Origin of the sequence: Rhizobacter sp. Root1238, from assembly GCF_001425825.1 — a bacterium.
Classification (GTDB): domain Bacteria; phylum Pseudomonadota; class Gammaproteobacteria; order Burkholderiales; family Burkholderiaceae_C; genus Rhizobacter.
This window is the reverse complement of sequence record NZ_LMDM01000025.1, coordinates 1-16456: the sequence shown is the minus strand read 5'-3', so window position 1 is coordinate 16456 and position 16456 is coordinate 1. Positions and strand designations below refer to the sequence as shown.

Sequence of the window (16456 nt, the reverse complement as noted above, 5' to 3'; positions counted from 1 at the left end):
GTCAGCGCGGCTCGGCGGCGAACACCAGGTCGGTGCGCCACTTCGACATGTCGGGTTCGGTGTCGGGCCCGTCGAGGTAGAACTCGTAGCGGCCGGCCCACACCTCCGCGCTGCCGCGCGGCTGCTTGCGCCATGCCACGTTCTGCTGCTGGCCCCAGGCGAGCAGGTAGGCGGTGGCCGGCATCAGCTCCTCGGGGTGGCCGGTGTGGCGCATCGTCACGTAGCTGCCGGCGGGGACGCTGCCCGACTGCACCCGGGCGTCTCCCGCGGCCGGCTTGCGGACGATGGTGCCGACGTCGATCTCCATCATCCCGGCCATGTCGATCACGTTGTAGCGGAAGAACAGCGGGCCGACCGGCGGCACGTCGTGCGCCTGAAGCCACTCGAACAGCTGCGGGATCAGCGGCACCACCTTCGTTCCGATCTCGCCCATCGACACCTCGGTGCGGATGAACATGCAGGGCTGCTCGGTGCGCTGCTCGAAGCGCGGGGTCGTCAGGGTCGTCATGCGAGGCTCCTTTCTGCAGGGTGGGTCAATCTCCATCGGCATCGGTGAATTCGATCGTCACCTTCCATGCGGTCGCGATCGGCGGGTCGATCACCGCGCGCAGCGCGACCAGCGCCTTCAGCGGCGGCGCGATGCGTGCCGGCGTCCAGGTGGCCGCATCGACCGGCAGCGCGGCGATCGATTGCCGCACCGCCGCCACCGCGCGCCGCAGCGCCGGCCCGTGCGGCTTTCCAAGGCCCTGTTCGGCCAGCACGTCGTCCAGCCCCCAGCGCGGCCCGCCCTGCGTGTAGGCCAGGCCGGGCGTCTGCCCGAGCAGCAGCTGTGCGACGCCATCCACATGCGCCAGCAGGAACTCCCGCGTGTGCTTCGTGCGCATGCTGTCGAAGTTCTCCAGCGCATCGCGCTGCCCCGGCACCTGCAGCGCCTGCGCGCGGGCCGCCTTCTCGAGCTTCTTGCCGCGCAGCAGCTCGACGCTGCCCACCAGCAGGTTCAGGATCAGCTTCTTCGCCGCCGGCACGTCGGGCGGCGTCGCCGAACGCCAACGGTCGGCCTCGGTGCGCCAGCCGGCCAGCAGCAGGCCCACCTCTTCCTTCAGCGACATCGCGATGCGCAGCGTGTAGCGACACAGCGCCGGGCTGCGCAGCACCGGCGCGTCGGGCTCGGCGCCGGCCGGGAACAGCAGCCATTCGAGCGCCGGCAGCCCCTTCACCGCGGTGCCCCAGCGCTCCATCGCGTCGTTGGCGGCCGGACCGCTCATCGGCGCCGTCGCGGTGATCGTGGCGGCCTGCTGGATCACCTTCGGCCGGGTCGGCCAGAAGTCGATCGCCTTCGAGCTGCGCCGCGCGAGCGTCGGCCCCATCTGCAGCGCCTCCAGCCGACGCCAGCTCAGCATCGCCTGCAGCCACAGCGCCTGGCCTTCCTTCAGCTGGCCCGGCGTCGGCTTGCCGCCGGCCGCCATCGCCGCCTCGAGCACCGTCACCAGCCCGGCCGCGCTGCGGTCCAGCGTCTCGTAGGCCGGCACCGCCCACTGGTCGTGCAGCATCTGCATCCAGGTGACGAACGGGTCGGTGGCCGCACGGGTTCCGGCCGGGGCGGCCGAGATCGCGGCGATCGACGCCAGCCGCCACAGCAGTTCGCGGCGCGCCGGCGAGGCGCGGGGCGGACGGTGTGCCGGGCGGGAGGACATCGGCAGATTATGGACAAAGTCACATTCCGTGCGTGTTTTTCCCCTCTGCCGCCGTCCCCCCTGCCCGAGGGACGACCCCCTGCCCGGGTGGTGTTTTCTGCCAGGTCCCTATGGTGCAATGCGACGCCTTTCCCCCCGGCAGGACGCTTCCAGACCCCGCCGACCTGCCCGCACACCGACCCGCATGACCCGACCCGCCACCCCCACCGCCACCGCCTCGTTGCCCTCGCGCAACCTGACGGTCGACGGCCTGCGCGGCATCGCGGCGATGCTGGTCGTGCTGTACCACCTCTACCTCAACACCGAAACGCTGCTGCGGCCCTTCACGCCCGACTGGCTGCACGCGCTGATCGGCAGCTTCGGCGCCACCGGCGTCAACGTGTTCTTCGTGCTGAGCGGCTTCGTGATCTCGATGAGCCTGCGCGACGCGCCGCTGTCGGGCCGCTACGTCGCGATGTTCGCGCTGCGCCGCTCGGTGCGGCTCGACCCGCCGTACTGGGCCACCATCATCCTGTGCATCGGGATGGCCAAGCTGTCGGCGCTGCTGTTCAGCGAGCTCGCCGGCCGCGGCCAGTTCTCCGCCGCGCAGATCGTCTCGCACCTGTTCTACCTGCAGGACATCCTCGGCTACGGCGACATCTCGGCGGTGTTCTGGACGCTGTGCATCGAGCTGCAGTTCTACCTCGTGCTGGTGCTGGTGCTGACCGCCGCGCACGATCCCGCCCAGCCGCGCAGCCGCCCGATCCTCGCGATCGCCGCGCTCGCCGCGTTGTCGCTGGTGCTCGCGGTCGGCCAGATCAAGCTGCCGGTCGACGGCCTGTTCGTGCGCTACTGGCACATGTTCGCGCTGGGCGCGCTGACCTGCTGGTGCGTGTTCGGCGACCTGTCGTGGCGCTGGTGGTGGGCGCTGGTCGGCGTGGAGCTCGCGGTGGTGTTCGGCAGCGCGCCGTCGCTGCCCCACCTGGCGCCGGTGCTGGCCGCGCTGGTGCTGGTGCTGTCCAGCCGCTGGGTGGCCGCGCGCGGCTGGCTCGACGGCGCGGTGCACCAGTTCCTCGGCAAGCTGTCGTACAGCCTGTACCTGATGCACCCGATCGTCGGCTGGAGCACGATCTCGGTGCTGAAGAAGCTGTTCGGCGACCACCCTTCCGTGCCGCTCGGCCTGCTGTACATGGCCTGCGGCATCGCGACCAGCATCGTCGCCGCGTGGATCCTGTACCGCGCCGTCGAACTGCCGGCCATCCGCTGGAGCAAGAAGGTGCCGATGCCGCGCGCCGCCGCCCCCGCGGTGCATGCCGCCGTCGCGACCTGACCCTGCCCTTCCCATGTCCTCCACCTCCAAGGAAGTCGGCCGCTTCTTCAAGCACTCGGGCATCTATGCCATCGGGAATGCGCTGAACCGCGTCGGCGCATTCCTGCTGCTGCCGATCTACACCCGGCTGCTGACGCCGGCCGAGTACGGCACGCTCGAGACGCTGTACCTGGTCTCGTCGGTGGTGTCCGGCGTGCTCGGCGTCGGCATCGCGCATGCGACGCTGCGCTTCTACTTCGACTACAAGGACGCCGCCGACCGCCGCTCGGTGGTCAGCACCAACCTGCTGGCGTCGATCGCGATCTCCACCATCGGCGTGCTCATCGTCGCGCTGTTCTCGACGCCGCTGGCCGGCTGGCTGTTCAAGGGCCAGGGCCTGTCGAACCTCGGCGGCGCGATGCACTGGATGCTCGCCACCATCGTGTTCGAGCTCGCGTCGCAGGTCGGCCTGGCCTATGTGCGCGCGGTCGAGCGCTCGATGCTGTTCATCGTCGTCTCGTTCGTGAAGCTGGTGGTGCAGGTGATCGCCAACTCGGTCGCGCTGATGCACTTCAACGCCGGCGTCGAAGGCGTGATGGCCGGCAACTGCCTGACCGTCGCGCTCGGCTTCGCGGTGCTGTCGTGGGTGACGTTGCGCGACTGCGGGCTGCGCTTCGAATGGGCCAAGCTGATGCCGGTGCTGCGCTACAGCCTGCCGCTGCTGTGGACCACGATGGTCGGCATCGTCGCGAGCACCGCCGACCGCTTCCTGCTGCAATCGATGGTGTCGCTGGAGGCGCTGGGCATCTATGCGCTGGCGCTGAAGCTGTCGAAGCTCGCGTCCGACCTGGTCGGCGAGCCGATCAACCGGGCCTATGGCGCGTTCCGCTTCACGATCATGGAGCGCGACGACGCCGGCACCATCCAGGCCCAGGTGGTGCGCTACCTGGCGGTGATCCTGTCGCTGATCGGGCTAGCCATCGTGCTGTTCGCCGGCGACGCGCTGCGCCTGATCGCCGCGCCGGCCTACTGGGAAGCCGCACGCTACCTGCCGTGGCTGGTCGGCGCCGCGGTGCTGCAGGTGCTGACCTACCCGCTGCAGACCGGCATCTACTACCAGAAGCAATCCAGCAGCATCTTCCACATCGCGCTCGCCGCCTGCATCGCCGGCCTGGTGCTGGGCGTGCCGCTGATCTGGGCCTTCGGCATCCTCGGCGCCTGCCTGTCGGTGCTCGGCGTCTCGATCGTCTCGGTGGTGATGACCGACCGCATCAGCCAGCGCTTCTTCCCGGTGCACTACGAATGGCGCAAGCTCGCGACGCTGCTCGCGCTGGTGGTCGCCGTCGCGGTCGCCGGCCAGCTCGCCGACCAGCTGCCGCTGCTGTGGAGCCTGCCGCTGCGCTTCGTGCTCGGCGCCGCGTTCCTGGTCGGCATCGTCGCGACGCGCGTGATCGAGCCGGCCGAGCTGGCCGCGGCGCGCGCGAAGCTGATGCAGCGCCTGGGCCGGCCGAGCGGAGCGGCAGCATGAGGCGGGCCGAGCGCCGGGCCGCTCCCAAGCCGGCCCGCATCCCCTCGGGGGATCGACCGATGTACCCATCGGGCGAGGGGCTGTCATGAGCTTCGCGGTCCTCCCGATCTGGCTGTTCCTCGGCAGCCTGCTGGTCGCGCCGCAGCTGTGGTGGTCGCCGCTGCTCGGGCTGCGCGTCGACTACATCGTCTACCCGATGTGGGTCATCGTGCTGGCGTCGCGCGGCCGCTTCGGCGAGGTGTTCCGCTTCCGCACGCAGGACTACTTCTTCCTGCTGATGTACGTCTGGATCTTCCTCAGCGTGATGGTCGCCGGCCTGACCGACATCGGCCAGTTCTACCTCGTCTACTACGCGAAGCTGTTCCTGGTGTACCGCCTCGTCAGCGCGACCATCAGCGACGTGACCGACCTGAAGCGCACCGGCTATGCGCTGATCGCGCTCGCGCTGCTGATCGCGATCGAAGGCATCCAGCACATGAACAACCCCGAGGGCCTCGGCTGGGCCGGACAGAGCTTCGCGTGGATCGACGGCTCGGCATCGTCGATCGGGCTGAAGTCGCGCATCCGCTGGATCGGCATCTTCGACGGCCCGGGCGTGTTCTGCGTGATGTTCACCGCCGCCGCGCCGTTCGCGTTCCAGTACATGGTGAGCCCGTATGCGCTGTGGCTGCGCTTGGTCGCCGCCGTCGGGCTGACCTTCCCGCTGCTGCTGGCGGCCTTCTACACCGGCTCGCGCGGCGGCATCCTGGCCACCGCGGCGATGGTCGGCATGTTCATCGTGTCGCGCTTCAAGATCAGCCTGGGCAAGCTGGTGCTCGCGGCGGCCTGCGGCGGCATCGCGCTGGCCGCGGCGCCGTCGTACCTGACCGAGACCAAGGATTCGAACAACTCGGCCCAGGGCCGCGTCGAGATGTGGGCGATGGGGCTGCAGATGGTGCAGGAGAGCCCGCTGTTCGGCGTCGGCAAGGGCAACTTCGCCATCTACACCCGCAAGCTGGTCGCGCACAACTCGGCGCTGGAGGCGATGGGCGAGACCGGCTTCCCCGGCATGTTCCTGTGGATCGCGGTCATCTACATGGGCATCAAGCACATCGTCGTGCGGCTCAGGGAAGCCACCGACCCGACCGAGCGGCAGGCGCTGCTCGCGGTGCTGATGAGCCTGTCCGGCTACCTGATCAGTTCGCTCTTCGTCTCGCTCGAGACGGAGATCATGTATTTCCTCCTGGGAATGACGGCCGCGGTGGGCCGCTTCACCACACAACCCGTGGGATTCACCCGCAAGGACTTCATGATCATCGTGGCCTTCCAGGTCGCGTACTACATGGCCTTCAAGGTGTTCATCATGGGGTACTACTAGCAGTCACGGAGCGAGGGGACACCATGGGCGGCAAGCAGGCAATGCTGGCGAGATGGCTGGAGAGGGCCGGGGTGACCCGTGCGCGCCTGCGCAGCGGGCCGCGCGGGCTGACCATCCTCGCGTACCACCGCATCCAGGACCTGGCCGACGAATCCCGCTTCGCGGCCGACCCCGAGCTCATCAGCGCGAGCGTGGCCGAATTCCGCCGCCAGCTCAGCTTCCTGCGCGAGCACTGGAACCCGATCGGGCTGTCGAACGCGATGGACGCGATCGAGCGCGGCCGGGCGCTGCCGCCGCGCAGTGTCGCGATCACCTTCGACGACGGCCACCTCGACAACTACACCCACGCCTTCCCGCTGCTGCGCGAGATGAACGTGCCGGCGACCATCTTCCTGTCGACGCTGTACATCGGCAGCCGCGACCCGTTCTGGTTCGACCGGGTGTCGACGCTGCTGTTCTGCGCACCCGCCGGCCTGCTCCGGCTGCCGCTGGCCGACGTGACGCTGCAGCTGTCCGACGTGGCGTCGCGCCGTGCCGCCTCCGACCGGCTGCTGTCGGTGCTGAAGCGCCTGGCCGACGACCGCCGCCGCGACGCGCTGCAGGAGCTGGAGGCGCTGCTCGGCCACCATGCCGCGCCGGCCGATGCGGCGCCCGCGTCGGCGCTGAACTGGGACCAGGTGCGCGAGATGACCCGGCACGGCATCGAGTTCGGCTCGCACACCGTCACCCACCCGGTGCTGTCGATGCAGACCGAGGAGCGCGTGCGCTTCGAGCTGTCGCAGTCGCGCGAGACCATCCGCCGCGAGACCGGCCAGAGCGCCGACCTGCTGGCGTATCCGGTCGGCAAGACCTACACCTTCAACGACCGCGTCGTCGCGATCGCGAAGGAATGCGGCTACCGTGCCGCGCTGGCCTACATCGACGGCGTCAACGACCCGAGCTGCGCCGACCGTTTCGCGCTGAAGCGCATCGCGGTCGAGCGCTACATCCCGCACCCCCTGTTCATGGCCCGCATGACCTTTCCCGGAATCTTCGTCTGATGGCCGAGCTCGCGATCCCGCCCCTGACGTCGCCGTCGATCTCGCAGCCGGCCGACCTGCACAACGCCCCGCCCTGGCAAGAGGGCTGGGAGCTGCTGGTCGGGCCGCTGGGCGGCCGCTCGGTCGTCTGCCTCGACGACGGCGGCCCGGCGGTCACCGCGCTGGCGCAGCGCTGCGCGCGCGTGCGCGTGCTGGCCGCCGACGGCCGCAGCGCCGACGAACTCGCGCAGCGCGTGCGGGCGCACGGCTGGTCGCATGTGGAGGTGATCGCGCTCGACGACCTGCAGCGGGCCGCGCCGATCGCGTTCGACGGCCTGGTCGTCAGCGACCTGAGCGGCCGCGCGCTGGCCAAGGTGCGCGGCGGCCTGGGCCGGCTGCTGGCGCATGCGCGCCCGCTGCTGCGCGACGGTGCCTTCGTGCTGCTGGCCACGCCGAACCGCTTCGGCCTGAGCCGCGAGCGCCTGGCCAGCGGCCTGCGGCGCGGCACGAGCGCCTGGCCGTGGTTCACGCTCGCGTCGCAGCTGCGCCGCCTGGGCGTGCGCGCGCCGCGCGTGCACCCGCTGCTGCTGAACGAATACGCCGGCATCAGCGAGGCCATCGCACCCACCGGCTACCTGCCGACCAAGAACCAGGGCCTGACGCGCGAGCGCATCAAGCAATGGCTGTGGGGCCCGCGCGCCGCGCGCTGGTTCGCGCCGGCGCTGGCGGCGGTGGGCTGGATCGGCGACCCGCAGCCGGGGCTGATCGATGCGGTCGCCCTGACGCTGCAGGCCGGCGGCAGCCAGTTCCAGTGGGTGCAGTACCTGGTGCTGCTGAGCGGCAAGGTGATCGCGACCTTCCGGCCCGATTCCGACCGCGAGACCTCGCGCGTGGTCGTCGTCACGCGCGACCCGCTGGCGGTGGCGCGCCGCGTGCAGGAGGCCGAGAGCCTGCGCCGCCTGCATGCGATGCTGCCGGCGCACCTGGGCGTGCTGCTGCCGCGCGTGCTCGACCGCTTCAAGCTCGACGGCAACGACTGCTTCGTGCTGCAGCACATGCGCGGCGTGACCGCCGATGCGCCGGTGCCGGGGCTCGATCGCGTGACGCGCACTGCGCAGCGTTTCCTGCTGGCGCTGCACGAGGTGACCTGCGTGAAGCGCGTGATGGACGACGAGGCCTGGGAGACCAGCCTGCAACCGATCTTCGACTCGGCCCTGCTGCGCAACCCGCAGTCCGCTGCAGCGCTGCAGCGGCTCGCGCAGCACATGCGCGAGCACGTGCTCGGCCATGTGTGGCTGGATGTCTGCAGCCACGGCGATTTCAAGATCGAGAACGTGATGTACGACCCGCAGACCTGCGAGATCACCGGCGTGATCGACTGGGAGCATGCGATGCTGTGCGGCCTGCCGTACATCGACATGGCCTACCTGCTGACGTACAACCGCATGCTGGGCGGCGAGAGCTGGCTGCAGGCGGCGCGCGCGCTGTTGACGGGCCGGGTGAGCCCGAACGAGCTGGCGGTCGAGGCCGAGTACTGGCGCGCGACGCGGCTGCCGGAGCGGCTGGTGCCGGTGCTGCGGACGCTGGTCGTCGTGCACCACATCGGCTGCCGCTGGCACGGCCAGTGGTCCACGCAGGCGAGTGCCGAGCTGAATGCGCTGATCGAGAGCTGTGTCGAACTGCTGCTGCGCTCGCCGATGCCGGCGGCGCTGGCCAGCGTGCTGCCCGGTGCGCCGGCGGCGCGCGCGGCGGCGCACCCGTTGGGCTGATGAAACGAATGACGAGAACGACCCCGAGATGAAACCGATCGTCCTGCTGAGCATTGCCGCGGTGCTGTACCACTATGCGGTCTACCCGGTGCTGGTGCTGCTGATCGCGCGCTGGCGCGGCCGGGGCGCCGCGGCGCGTTATCCCGCGACGCCCGAAGGTGCCGCGCAATGGCCGCGTGTCACGTTGCTGATCGCCGCGTACAACGAAGAGCGCGTGATCGAGGGCAAGATCCTCAACTCGCTGGCGCTCGACTACCCGCACCCGATCGAGCTGATCGTCGTCTCCGACGGGTCGAGCGACAGCACGCCGCAGATCGTGTCGCGCCATGCCGACCGCGGCGTGGTGTCGATGCACCAGGCGCCGCGGCGCGGCAAGACGGCCGCACTGAACCGCGGCGTCGCGGCGGCCACCGGCGAGATCGTGGTGTTCTCCGATGCCAACAACGACTTCAACCGCGACGCGCTGAAGGCGCTGGTGCAGCACTTCGCCGACCCGGCGGTGGGCGGCGTCTGCGGCGTCAAGCAGATCCGCGAGGCCGGCGACCGCGAGAGCAGCGTCGGCGACGGGCTGTACTGGCGCTACGAATCGGCGATCAAGCTGGCCGAGGGGCAGATCGGCTCGATCACCAATGCCGACGGCGAGATCTTCGCGATGCGCCGCGGGCTGTGGCGGCCGATTGCCGAGCACATCATCAACGACGACGCGCAGATCACCTTCGACATCGTCGACCAGCACAAGCGCATCCTCTACGAGCCGGCGGCGCGTTCCACCGAGTACGCGTCGATCCGCATCGAGGACGACTTCTTCGTCAAGGTGCGCATGGTGGCGGGCGGCTTCCAGACCATCGCGCAGCAATGGCGCCGGCTGCTGCCGCCGCTGTCGTGGTTCGCGCTCGCGTACGTGTCGCACAAGGTGCTGCGCTACCTGGTGCCGCTGTTCCTGGTGGCGATCGCGATCGGCTCGCTGTGGCTGGCCGCGACCGGCGAGGCGGCCTACCAGGTGCTGGTGGTGCTGCAGCTGCTGTTCTACGGCACCGCCTGGGCCGGCTGGCTCAGGCTGCGGCGCGGGCCGCTGCCGACGGCGCTGTACGTGCCTTTCTATTTCTGCACGATGAACCTGGCCGCGCTGCTCGGCTTCGTGCGCTTCGTGACCGGCAAGCAGGGCACGAGCTGGCGAAAGGCGCAGCGATGATGGTCGCGCTCGTGTTGCTCGTAGCCGTCGTCGTCATCGCCGCGGGGGCCGGCGTGGTCTGGCGCCTGCTGCGCTCGCGCCACATGGACCAGTGGATCGCGAGCTACCTGCGGCAATGGCCGCGCCGGCTGCGTGGGCGCAACGCAGCGCACACGCATGTGCACTTCTGCTTCGCCGACCACTACGAGCCGTTCTGGCACAAGCCCGACCTCGCGACCGCGCGCGCGCGCGTCGATCGCTGGATGGACCGCTACCCGACGATCGCGGCCGAGCACACCGACAGCAACGGGCGCCATCCGCAGCATTCGTTCTTCTACCCCGAGGAGGAGTACGACGAGGTGATCCTCGACCAGCTGGCCGACCTGTGCCGGCGCGGCTTCGGCGACGTGGAGGTGCACCTGCACCACGACAACGACACGGCGGAGAACCTGCGCAAGACGCTGACCGGCTTCACGACGCTGCTGCACGAGCGGCATGGCCTGCTGCGCAAGGACCCGGTGACGGGCCAGGTGCTGTACGCCTTCATCCACGGCAACTGGGCGCTCGACAACTCGCGGCCCGACGGCCGCTGGTGCGGCGTGGACAACGAGCTGGACGTGCTGCACGAGACCGGTTGCCGCATGGACATGACGCTGCCGTCGGCGCCGAGCGACACGCAGACGAGCAAGATCAACTCGATCTACTTCGCGCACGGCGAAGCGGGTTGCTGCAAGTCGCACGACCACGGCCGCGATGCGCGCGTCGGCGACTGGCTGCAGCGCAAGGAGCTGCTGATGGTGCAGGGCCCGCTGGCGCTGAACTGGAGCGACCGCAAGGCCGGCATCATGCCGCGCATCGAGTCGAGCGAGATCTCGGCCGACGCGCTGCCGACCGCGGCGCGCATTGCGCTGTGGGAGCGGGCCGCCATCGGCATCGAAGGTGCCGAGAACCACCTGTTCATCAAGGTGCACACGCACGGCGCCGAGGAGCGCACCGCGGGCGCGCTGCTCGACGGCGGCATGCAGCGCATGTGGACCGAGCTTGCGAAGCGCTTTCGCGACCGGCCGGGGTTCTCGCTGCACTACGTGACGGCCTGGGAGATGTACCAGCAGATCGAGCGGCTGTGCAAGAACGAGCCGGTGAAGGCTTCTTCGATGCGGGCGGAGGTTTTGGCGTGAGTTGCGTTGTTGTTCTTGCTTGTGGCAAAGGCGCGGGTGGGGAGGCTGTGGCGCGCCGTCGGGGGCGGTCCTCGGCCCCCTGGGGGGCCGAGGACTTCCCTCCGCTGGCTGGCTTCACGGCCCGTCGCCGAAACTCCCTCCGCTCACTTCGTTCGCTGTGGTCAAACAGTCGGCGACAGTCAGTTCACGAACGCGCTGCGCGCGGGGCCACGAAGCCAGCCAGCTCCGGCGCCCCCTCCTTATTGGCGCGCCACAGCCTCCCCACCCGCGCCTTTGCCGGCACCGCTCGCTSTGTTGGGGGGAAAAGATTGAANCCAGCCAGCTCCGGCGCCCCCTCCTTATTGGCGCGCCACAGCCTCCCCACCCGCGCCTTTGCCGGCACCGCTCGCTCTGTTGGGGGGAAAAGATTGAACAGACCGACGGGCGTGCCGGCGCTCGCGCGCTCGTCGGTCACTTCAATCTTTTCCTCCCCCAAGAACGGCTGGTTCTTCGCGRSGGGTGAGGGGATGGGCTGGGGGCGATTTCTGGGGCGACGAAGAAGATCGGCTTTGGGGATGGCGCGCGCCAGCGCGCTTCGTGGACTGACTCGCCGGCACTGTTTGACCACAGCGAACGNGCGATTTCTGGGGCGACGAAGAAGATCGGCTTTGGGGATGGCGCGCGCCAGCGCGCTTCGTGGACTGACTCGCCGGCACTGTTTGACCACAGCGAACGAAGTGAGCGGAGGGAGTTTGCCGGCGCATCCCCAAAGCCGATCTTCTTCGTGGAGTCGACAGGCCCCCGGGGGCCTGTCGACCGCCCCAGCATGAGCTCCCAGCCCATCCCCTCACCCCCCGCGACACGCCACAACCAGCAATGAGAGTTCTCCATGTCATCGAGACCTTGGACTTCGGCGGCGCCGAGAAAGTCGTCGTCGACCTCGTCGCCGCCACCAAGGGCCGCTGCCAGCCCGCCGTCTGCTGCGTGAAGCACAGCGGCGAACTGGCGCAGCGCCTGGGCGACGGCGTGCAGGTGTTCTCGCTCGGCAAGACCGAAGGCAACGACCTGACCGTGCCCTGGCGCCTGGCCCGGCTGGTGCGCGAACAGGGCTTCGACGTGATGCATTCGCACCTGTGGGGCGTCTACCTCGAATCGGCCCTCGCCGCCCGGCTCGCCGGCGTGCCGCTGGTGCACACGGTGCACGGCAACTACCAGGACTACGGCCGGCGCTTCATCCCGCGCCTGAAACTCGCGCTGCGCCACCGGCTGGAGCGCTTCGCGGCGCGCTGGCACCAGCGCATCGTCACGGTGTCGCATTCGATCCAGAGCTACGTGGTCGAGAACATCGGCATCGACGCGCGCCGTGTCGAGACGGTGCACAACGGCATCGACGAACGGCTCGAGCTGACGGGCGAGCGCCGCGGCACCACCTTCATCACCGTCGGCCGCATGGCGGCGGTGAAGAACCACGCGATGATGATCCGGGCGTTCGCGCGCGTCGCCGCCGCGCGGCCCGATTCGCGGCTGCAGCTGGTCGGCGACGGGCCCGACCGCCCGGCCCTCGAGGCGCTGGCCGCCTCGCTCGGCGTCGCCGCGCGGGTCGAGTTCCTCGGCTTCCGCAACGATGTCGCCGAGCTGCTCGCGGCCGCCGACGTGTTCCTGATGTCGTCGCACTACGAAGGCGTGTCGATCGCGATCCTCGAGGCGATGCGCGCCGGGCTGCCGGTCGTCGGCACCCAGGTCGGCGGCATTCCCGAGACCGTGCTGCAGGGCGAGAGCGGCCTGCTGGTGCCCGATGGCGACGAGGCCGCATTCGCCGACGCCATGCTGACGCTGCTGCAGGACGCGAGCCGCCGCACCGTGCTCGGCCGCGCCGCCGCGCAACGCCAGCGCGAGGCCTTCTCGCTCGAGAGCGCCGCCCAGCGCTACCTGCAGCTCTACGCCGGAGGCCTGCAATGATCAAGGCGATGCTGCGCAAGCTGCTGAGCCCGGTGCTGCGCTACCGCGGCGACGCACCCGACCTGTACCTGAGCTTCGACGACGGCCCGCACCCGGTCGTCACGCCGCAGGTGCTCGATGCGCTGGACCAGGCCGGCGTGAAGGCCACCTTCTTCATGATCGGCCAGGAGATGGAACGCCATCCGGCGCTGGTGACCGAGGTGCGCGCGCGCGGCCATGCGATCGCGATGCACGGCTTCACGCACCGGCACTGCAGCGACATGGGCTGGCGCGAGCAGCTCGACGACCTGCGCCGCATGCGCGCGGTGGCGGCGCGCTTCGGCGTGCGGCTGCGCAGCTACCGGCCGGCGTATGGCGAACTGTCGGTGCTGCGCATCGGCTGGTGCCTGCTGAACCGCGTGAAGATCGTGATGTGGTCGTTCGAGACGCGCGACTCGTTCGTGCAGCAGGCGGCCGAGCTCGAAGCGCGGGTCACGCCGCAAGCCCTGACGGACGGCGACATCCTGCTGTTCCATGACGACACCCCGGTGACCGCGCAGGCCCTGCCGCGCTTGCTGGACAACGCCCGCGCAGCCGGCCTGCGCTTCGGCGTCCTGGAGACCGTGTGAAGACCCTCATCCACATCATCAGCGCCGACGACGTGTTCGGCCCCGAGAAGACCGTGATCAACGAATGCCTCGCGCTGCGCGGCAGCGACTGGCACGCCCGCATCATCAACATCTGGCACACCGACGACACGCCGATCTCGCGCAAGCTGCGCGAGGCCGGCATCGACCACGAATGCCTGCAGTCCACCGGCAAGCTCGACCTGGGCGCCATCCGCGCGCTCGCCGGCAAGCTTGCGGCGCAGCCCGGCACGGTGGCGCACAGCCACGGCTACAAGGCCGACCTGTACACGCTGCTGGCCGCGCGCCGCGCGAAGGTGACGGCGCTGACCACCGCGCACGGCTGGACCTCGGAGAACGCGAAGGTGCGGCTGTACGAACGCCTGCAGGCCTTCCTGTGGCGCTTCTTCGACCGCGTGGTCTGCGTGTCGCAGAGCTACCGCCAGCTGGCGGTCGCGGCCGGCGTGCCGGATCGCAGGATCACCGTGGTGCACAACGCGATCCGCAGCTCGTACCAGGCACACGGTGCGCAAGCCCGCAGCGACGCACGCGCGGCGCTCGGCCTGGCGGACGATGCGCAGGTCGTCGCGATCGTCGGCCGGCTCGGCATCGAGAAGGGGCACCGGCTGTTCGTCGACGCGGCCGCGCAGCTCGCGCCGCGCTTTCCGAAGGTGCGCTTCCTGATCGCCGGCGAAGGCGCGCAGCGTGCCGAGATCGAGGCGCAGGTGGCGCAGCTGAAGCTCGACGGCACGGTGCGGCTGCTCGGCCACCGCAACGACCTGCCGGCGATCTACCCGGCACTCGACCTGTTGGCGATGGCCTCGCTGCGCGAAGGCCTGCCGAACGTGCTGCTCGAAGCGATGCTGCACGGCGTGCCGGGCGTCGCGATGGCGGTGGGCGGCATCCCGGAGGTGGTGAGCGACGGCGTCGACGGGCTGCTGGTGCCGCCGGGCGACCTGGCGCGCTTCGTCGAATCGCTCGCGAGCCTGCTCGGCGACCCGGCACGCCGGGCTGCGATGGGCGCGGCGGCGGTGACGAAAGTGCGCGACGGTTTCCTGTTCGACGCGCGGATGAAGCGCATGGTCGAGATCTACGAAGCCGGCCTGCTGCGGCCCGGCACGCCGGCCGGTGCCGCAGGGAGCGCCGCATGATGCACGTGCTGTGGATCGTGGCGGCGGTGGCCGCGAGTGCGCTGGTGCTGGCGGTGGCGGCGATCTTCTTCTACCAGGCGATCCGCGGGCTGTGGGGCGTGCGCGCGCCGGCGCCGCTGGCGCCACGCCGCGACAAGCGCTTCGGCGTGCTGGTGCCGGCGCACAACGAGGAAGGCGTGCTCGGCCCGTTGTTCGCGTCGCTGGCCCGCGTGGACTACCCGCGCGAGCAGCTCGCGATCCTGTTCGTCGCCGACCATTGCAGCGATGCGACGGTGGCCGAGATCCGGGCGGCCGGTTTCGACTGCCTGGACCGCCAGAGCGGCGCGCGCGGCAAGACCGCGAGCCTGGCCGAGGGCATCACGACGCTCGAGGCGACGCATGGCGCGGCACTCGATGCGGTGGCGTTCTTCGATGCCGACAACGTCGTCGACCCGTTGTTCTTCCAGCAGGCAGCGGCGGGCCTGCACGAAGGCCATGCGGTGCTGCAGGGCCGGGTCGGCGTGCACAACTGGCAGGCCACACTGTTCTCGCGGCTGAACTACATGAATGCGGTGGTCGAGAACCGGCTGGAAGAACTGGCGCGCAGCCAGGCCGGCTGGAGCTGCAACCTGCGTGGTCACGGCATGGTGTTCCGGCGCGACGTGCTGCAGCGCATGCCCTGGCATTCGGACACGATGGTCGAGGACCAGGAGATGCTGGTGAAGCTGGTGTGCAGCGGCCAGCGGGTGCATTGGCTGGAGCATGCACGCGCGTCGAGCGTGATCCCCGAGACCGCGAAAGAAGCGGCGGCGCAGCGCCGGCGCTGGGCCGGCGGTCGCTCGGCGATCGTCGGGCGCAGCGTGCGGGCGCTGTGGGCGCGTTTCAGTGCGAGCGGCGATGGGGCGGCGCTGAACCTGCTGATCGACTTCCTGCTGCCGTCGCACGCGGTGCAGCTGAGCCTGCTGTTCGTCGCGATCGTCGCGGCCGCGGCCGTGTGCGGGCTGGCCTCTTGGCAGTTCGTGCTGGCGTTTGCGCTGCTGCCGGCCTACCTGCTGTACTTCATCGCGGGCAACCTGCTGAGCGGTGTGCCGGTGAAGACCTTCCTGGATATCCTGTGGGCGCCGGCGTTCATTGCGTGGCGGACGTGGATCTACTTGAGCAGTTTGAGTGGCGTAAAGCGTTGGCGCTGACTTTGGCGTGTCGCGGCGGGTGAGGGGATGGGCTGGGGGCTCATGCCGGGGCGGTCGACGGGCCCCCGGGGGGCCCGTCGACTCCACGAAGAAGATCGGCTTTGGGGATGCATCGGCAAACTCCCTCCACTCACTTCGTTCGTTGTGGTCAAACAGTGCCGATGAGTCAGTCCACGAAGCGCGCTGGCGCGCGCCATCCCCAAAGCCGATCTTCTCCGTCGCCCCAGAAATCGCCCCCAGCCCNCAGTGCCGATGAGTCAGTCCACGAAGCGCGCTGGCGCGCGCCATCCCCAAAGCCGATCTTCTCCGTCGCCCCAGAAATCGCCCCCAGCCCATCCCCTCACCCGCCGCTCGAGACCAGCCGCTCTTGTTGGGGGGAAAAGATTGAAGTGACCGACGAGCACGCGARCGCCGGCAYGCTCGTCGGTCACTTCAATCTTTTCCCCCAAACACAGCGCGGCGGTTCGCAAAGGCGCGGGTGGGGAGGCTGTGGCGCGCCAATAAGGAGGGGGCGCCGGAGCTGGCTGGCTTCRTGGCCCGCGTGCGCAGCACGCTTCGTGGACTGACTGTCGCCGACTGTTTGACCACA

General features: G+C 69.8%; 13 protein-coding genes. 11 read left to right on the top strand and 2 right to left on the bottom strand.

Annotated elements, in window-relative coordinates; all coding sequences use genetic code 11:
- Position 1 precedes the first annotated feature (1 nt).
- Positions 2-508 (bottom strand): GyrI-like domain-containing protein, encoded by a 507-nt coding sequence (locus ASC98_RS19580; protein ID WP_056809987.1) that lies wholly within the window; start codon positions 506-508, stop codon positions 2-4.
- A gap of 25 nt (positions 509-533) precedes the next feature.
- Positions 534-1694: an imelysin family protein gene (locus tag ASC98_RS19575; RefSeq protein ID WP_056809985.1), complete on the bottom strand. Its 1161-nt coding sequence runs from the start codon at positions 1692-1694 to the stop codon at positions 534-536.
- Positions 1695-1878: 184 nt separating this feature from the next.
- Between ASC98_RS19575 and ASC98_RS19570 the strand changes: the two genes are divergently transcribed.
- The 11 genes from ASC98_RS19570 (at position 1879) to ASC98_RS19520 (ending at position 15867) form a co-directional block, all read left to right on the top strand.
- On the top strand, positions 1879-3003 hold the full coding sequence (locus ASC98_RS19570; protein ID WP_056809983.1) for an acyltransferase: 1125 nt from the start codon (positions 1879-1881) through the stop codon (positions 3001-3003).
- 13 nt (positions 3004-3016) lie between these two features.
- A complete protein-coding gene (locus ASC98_RS19565; protein WP_056809981.1) occupies positions 3017-4510 on the top strand; it encodes a lipopolysaccharide biosynthesis protein in 1494 nt (497 codons plus the stop codon).
- A gap of 85 nt (positions 4511-4595) precedes the next feature.
- Positions 4596-5867, top strand: coding sequence for an O-antigen ligase (locus ASC98_RS19560; RefSeq protein ID WP_056809979.1), 1272 nt, complete (start codon positions 4596-4598; stop codon positions 5865-5867).
- 71 nt (positions 5868-5938) lie between these two features.
- On the top strand, positions 5939-6907 hold the full coding sequence (locus ASC98_RS19555) for a polysaccharide deacetylase family protein (protein ID WP_162249315.1): 969 nt from the start codon (positions 5939-5941) through the stop codon (positions 6905-6907).
- A complete protein-coding gene (locus ASC98_RS19550) occupies positions 6907-8655 on the top strand; it encodes a phosphotransferase family protein (RefSeq protein WP_056809975.1) in 1749 nt (582 codons plus the stop codon). Before ASC98_RS19555 ends, ASC98_RS19550 begins: the two co-directional genes overlap by 1 nt.
- Positions 8656-8683: 28 nt before the next feature.
- Positions 8684-9847, top strand: a complete 1164-nt coding sequence (locus tag ASC98_RS19545; RefSeq protein ID WP_157598090.1) for a glycosyltransferase family 2 protein — start codon at positions 8684-8686, stop codon at positions 9845-9847.
- Entirely contained in the window at positions 9844-11004 is a 1161-nt protein-coding gene (locus ASC98_RS19540) for a hypothetical protein (RefSeq protein WP_082542099.1), read from the top strand. Before ASC98_RS19545 ends, ASC98_RS19540 begins: the two co-directional genes overlap by 4 nt.
- An 855-nt stretch (positions 11005-11859) precedes the next feature.
- On the top strand, positions 11860-12942 hold the full coding sequence (locus tag ASC98_RS19535; protein WP_082542100.1) for a glycosyltransferase: 1083 nt from the start codon (positions 11860-11862) through the stop codon (positions 12940-12942).
- On the top strand, positions 12939-13550 hold the full coding sequence (locus ASC98_RS19530) for a polysaccharide deacetylase family protein (RefSeq protein WP_056809969.1): 612 nt from the start codon (positions 12939-12941) through the stop codon (positions 13548-13550). The genes ASC98_RS19535 and ASC98_RS19530 overlap by 4 nt, the downstream gene beginning before the upstream one ends.
- Positions 13547-14698, top strand: a complete 1152-nt coding sequence (locus tag ASC98_RS19525) for a glycosyltransferase (protein ID WP_056809967.1) — start codon at positions 13547-13549, stop codon at positions 14696-14698. Before ASC98_RS19530 ends, ASC98_RS19525 begins: the two co-directional genes overlap by 4 nt.
- Complete coding sequence (locus tag ASC98_RS19520; RefSeq protein ID WP_056809965.1) at positions 14695-15867, top strand: glycosyltransferase family 2 protein; 1173 nt, start codon at positions 14695-14697, stop codon at positions 15865-15867. The genes ASC98_RS19525 and ASC98_RS19520 overlap by 4 nt, the downstream gene beginning before the upstream one ends.
- Positions 15868-16456 lie beyond the last annotated feature (589 nt).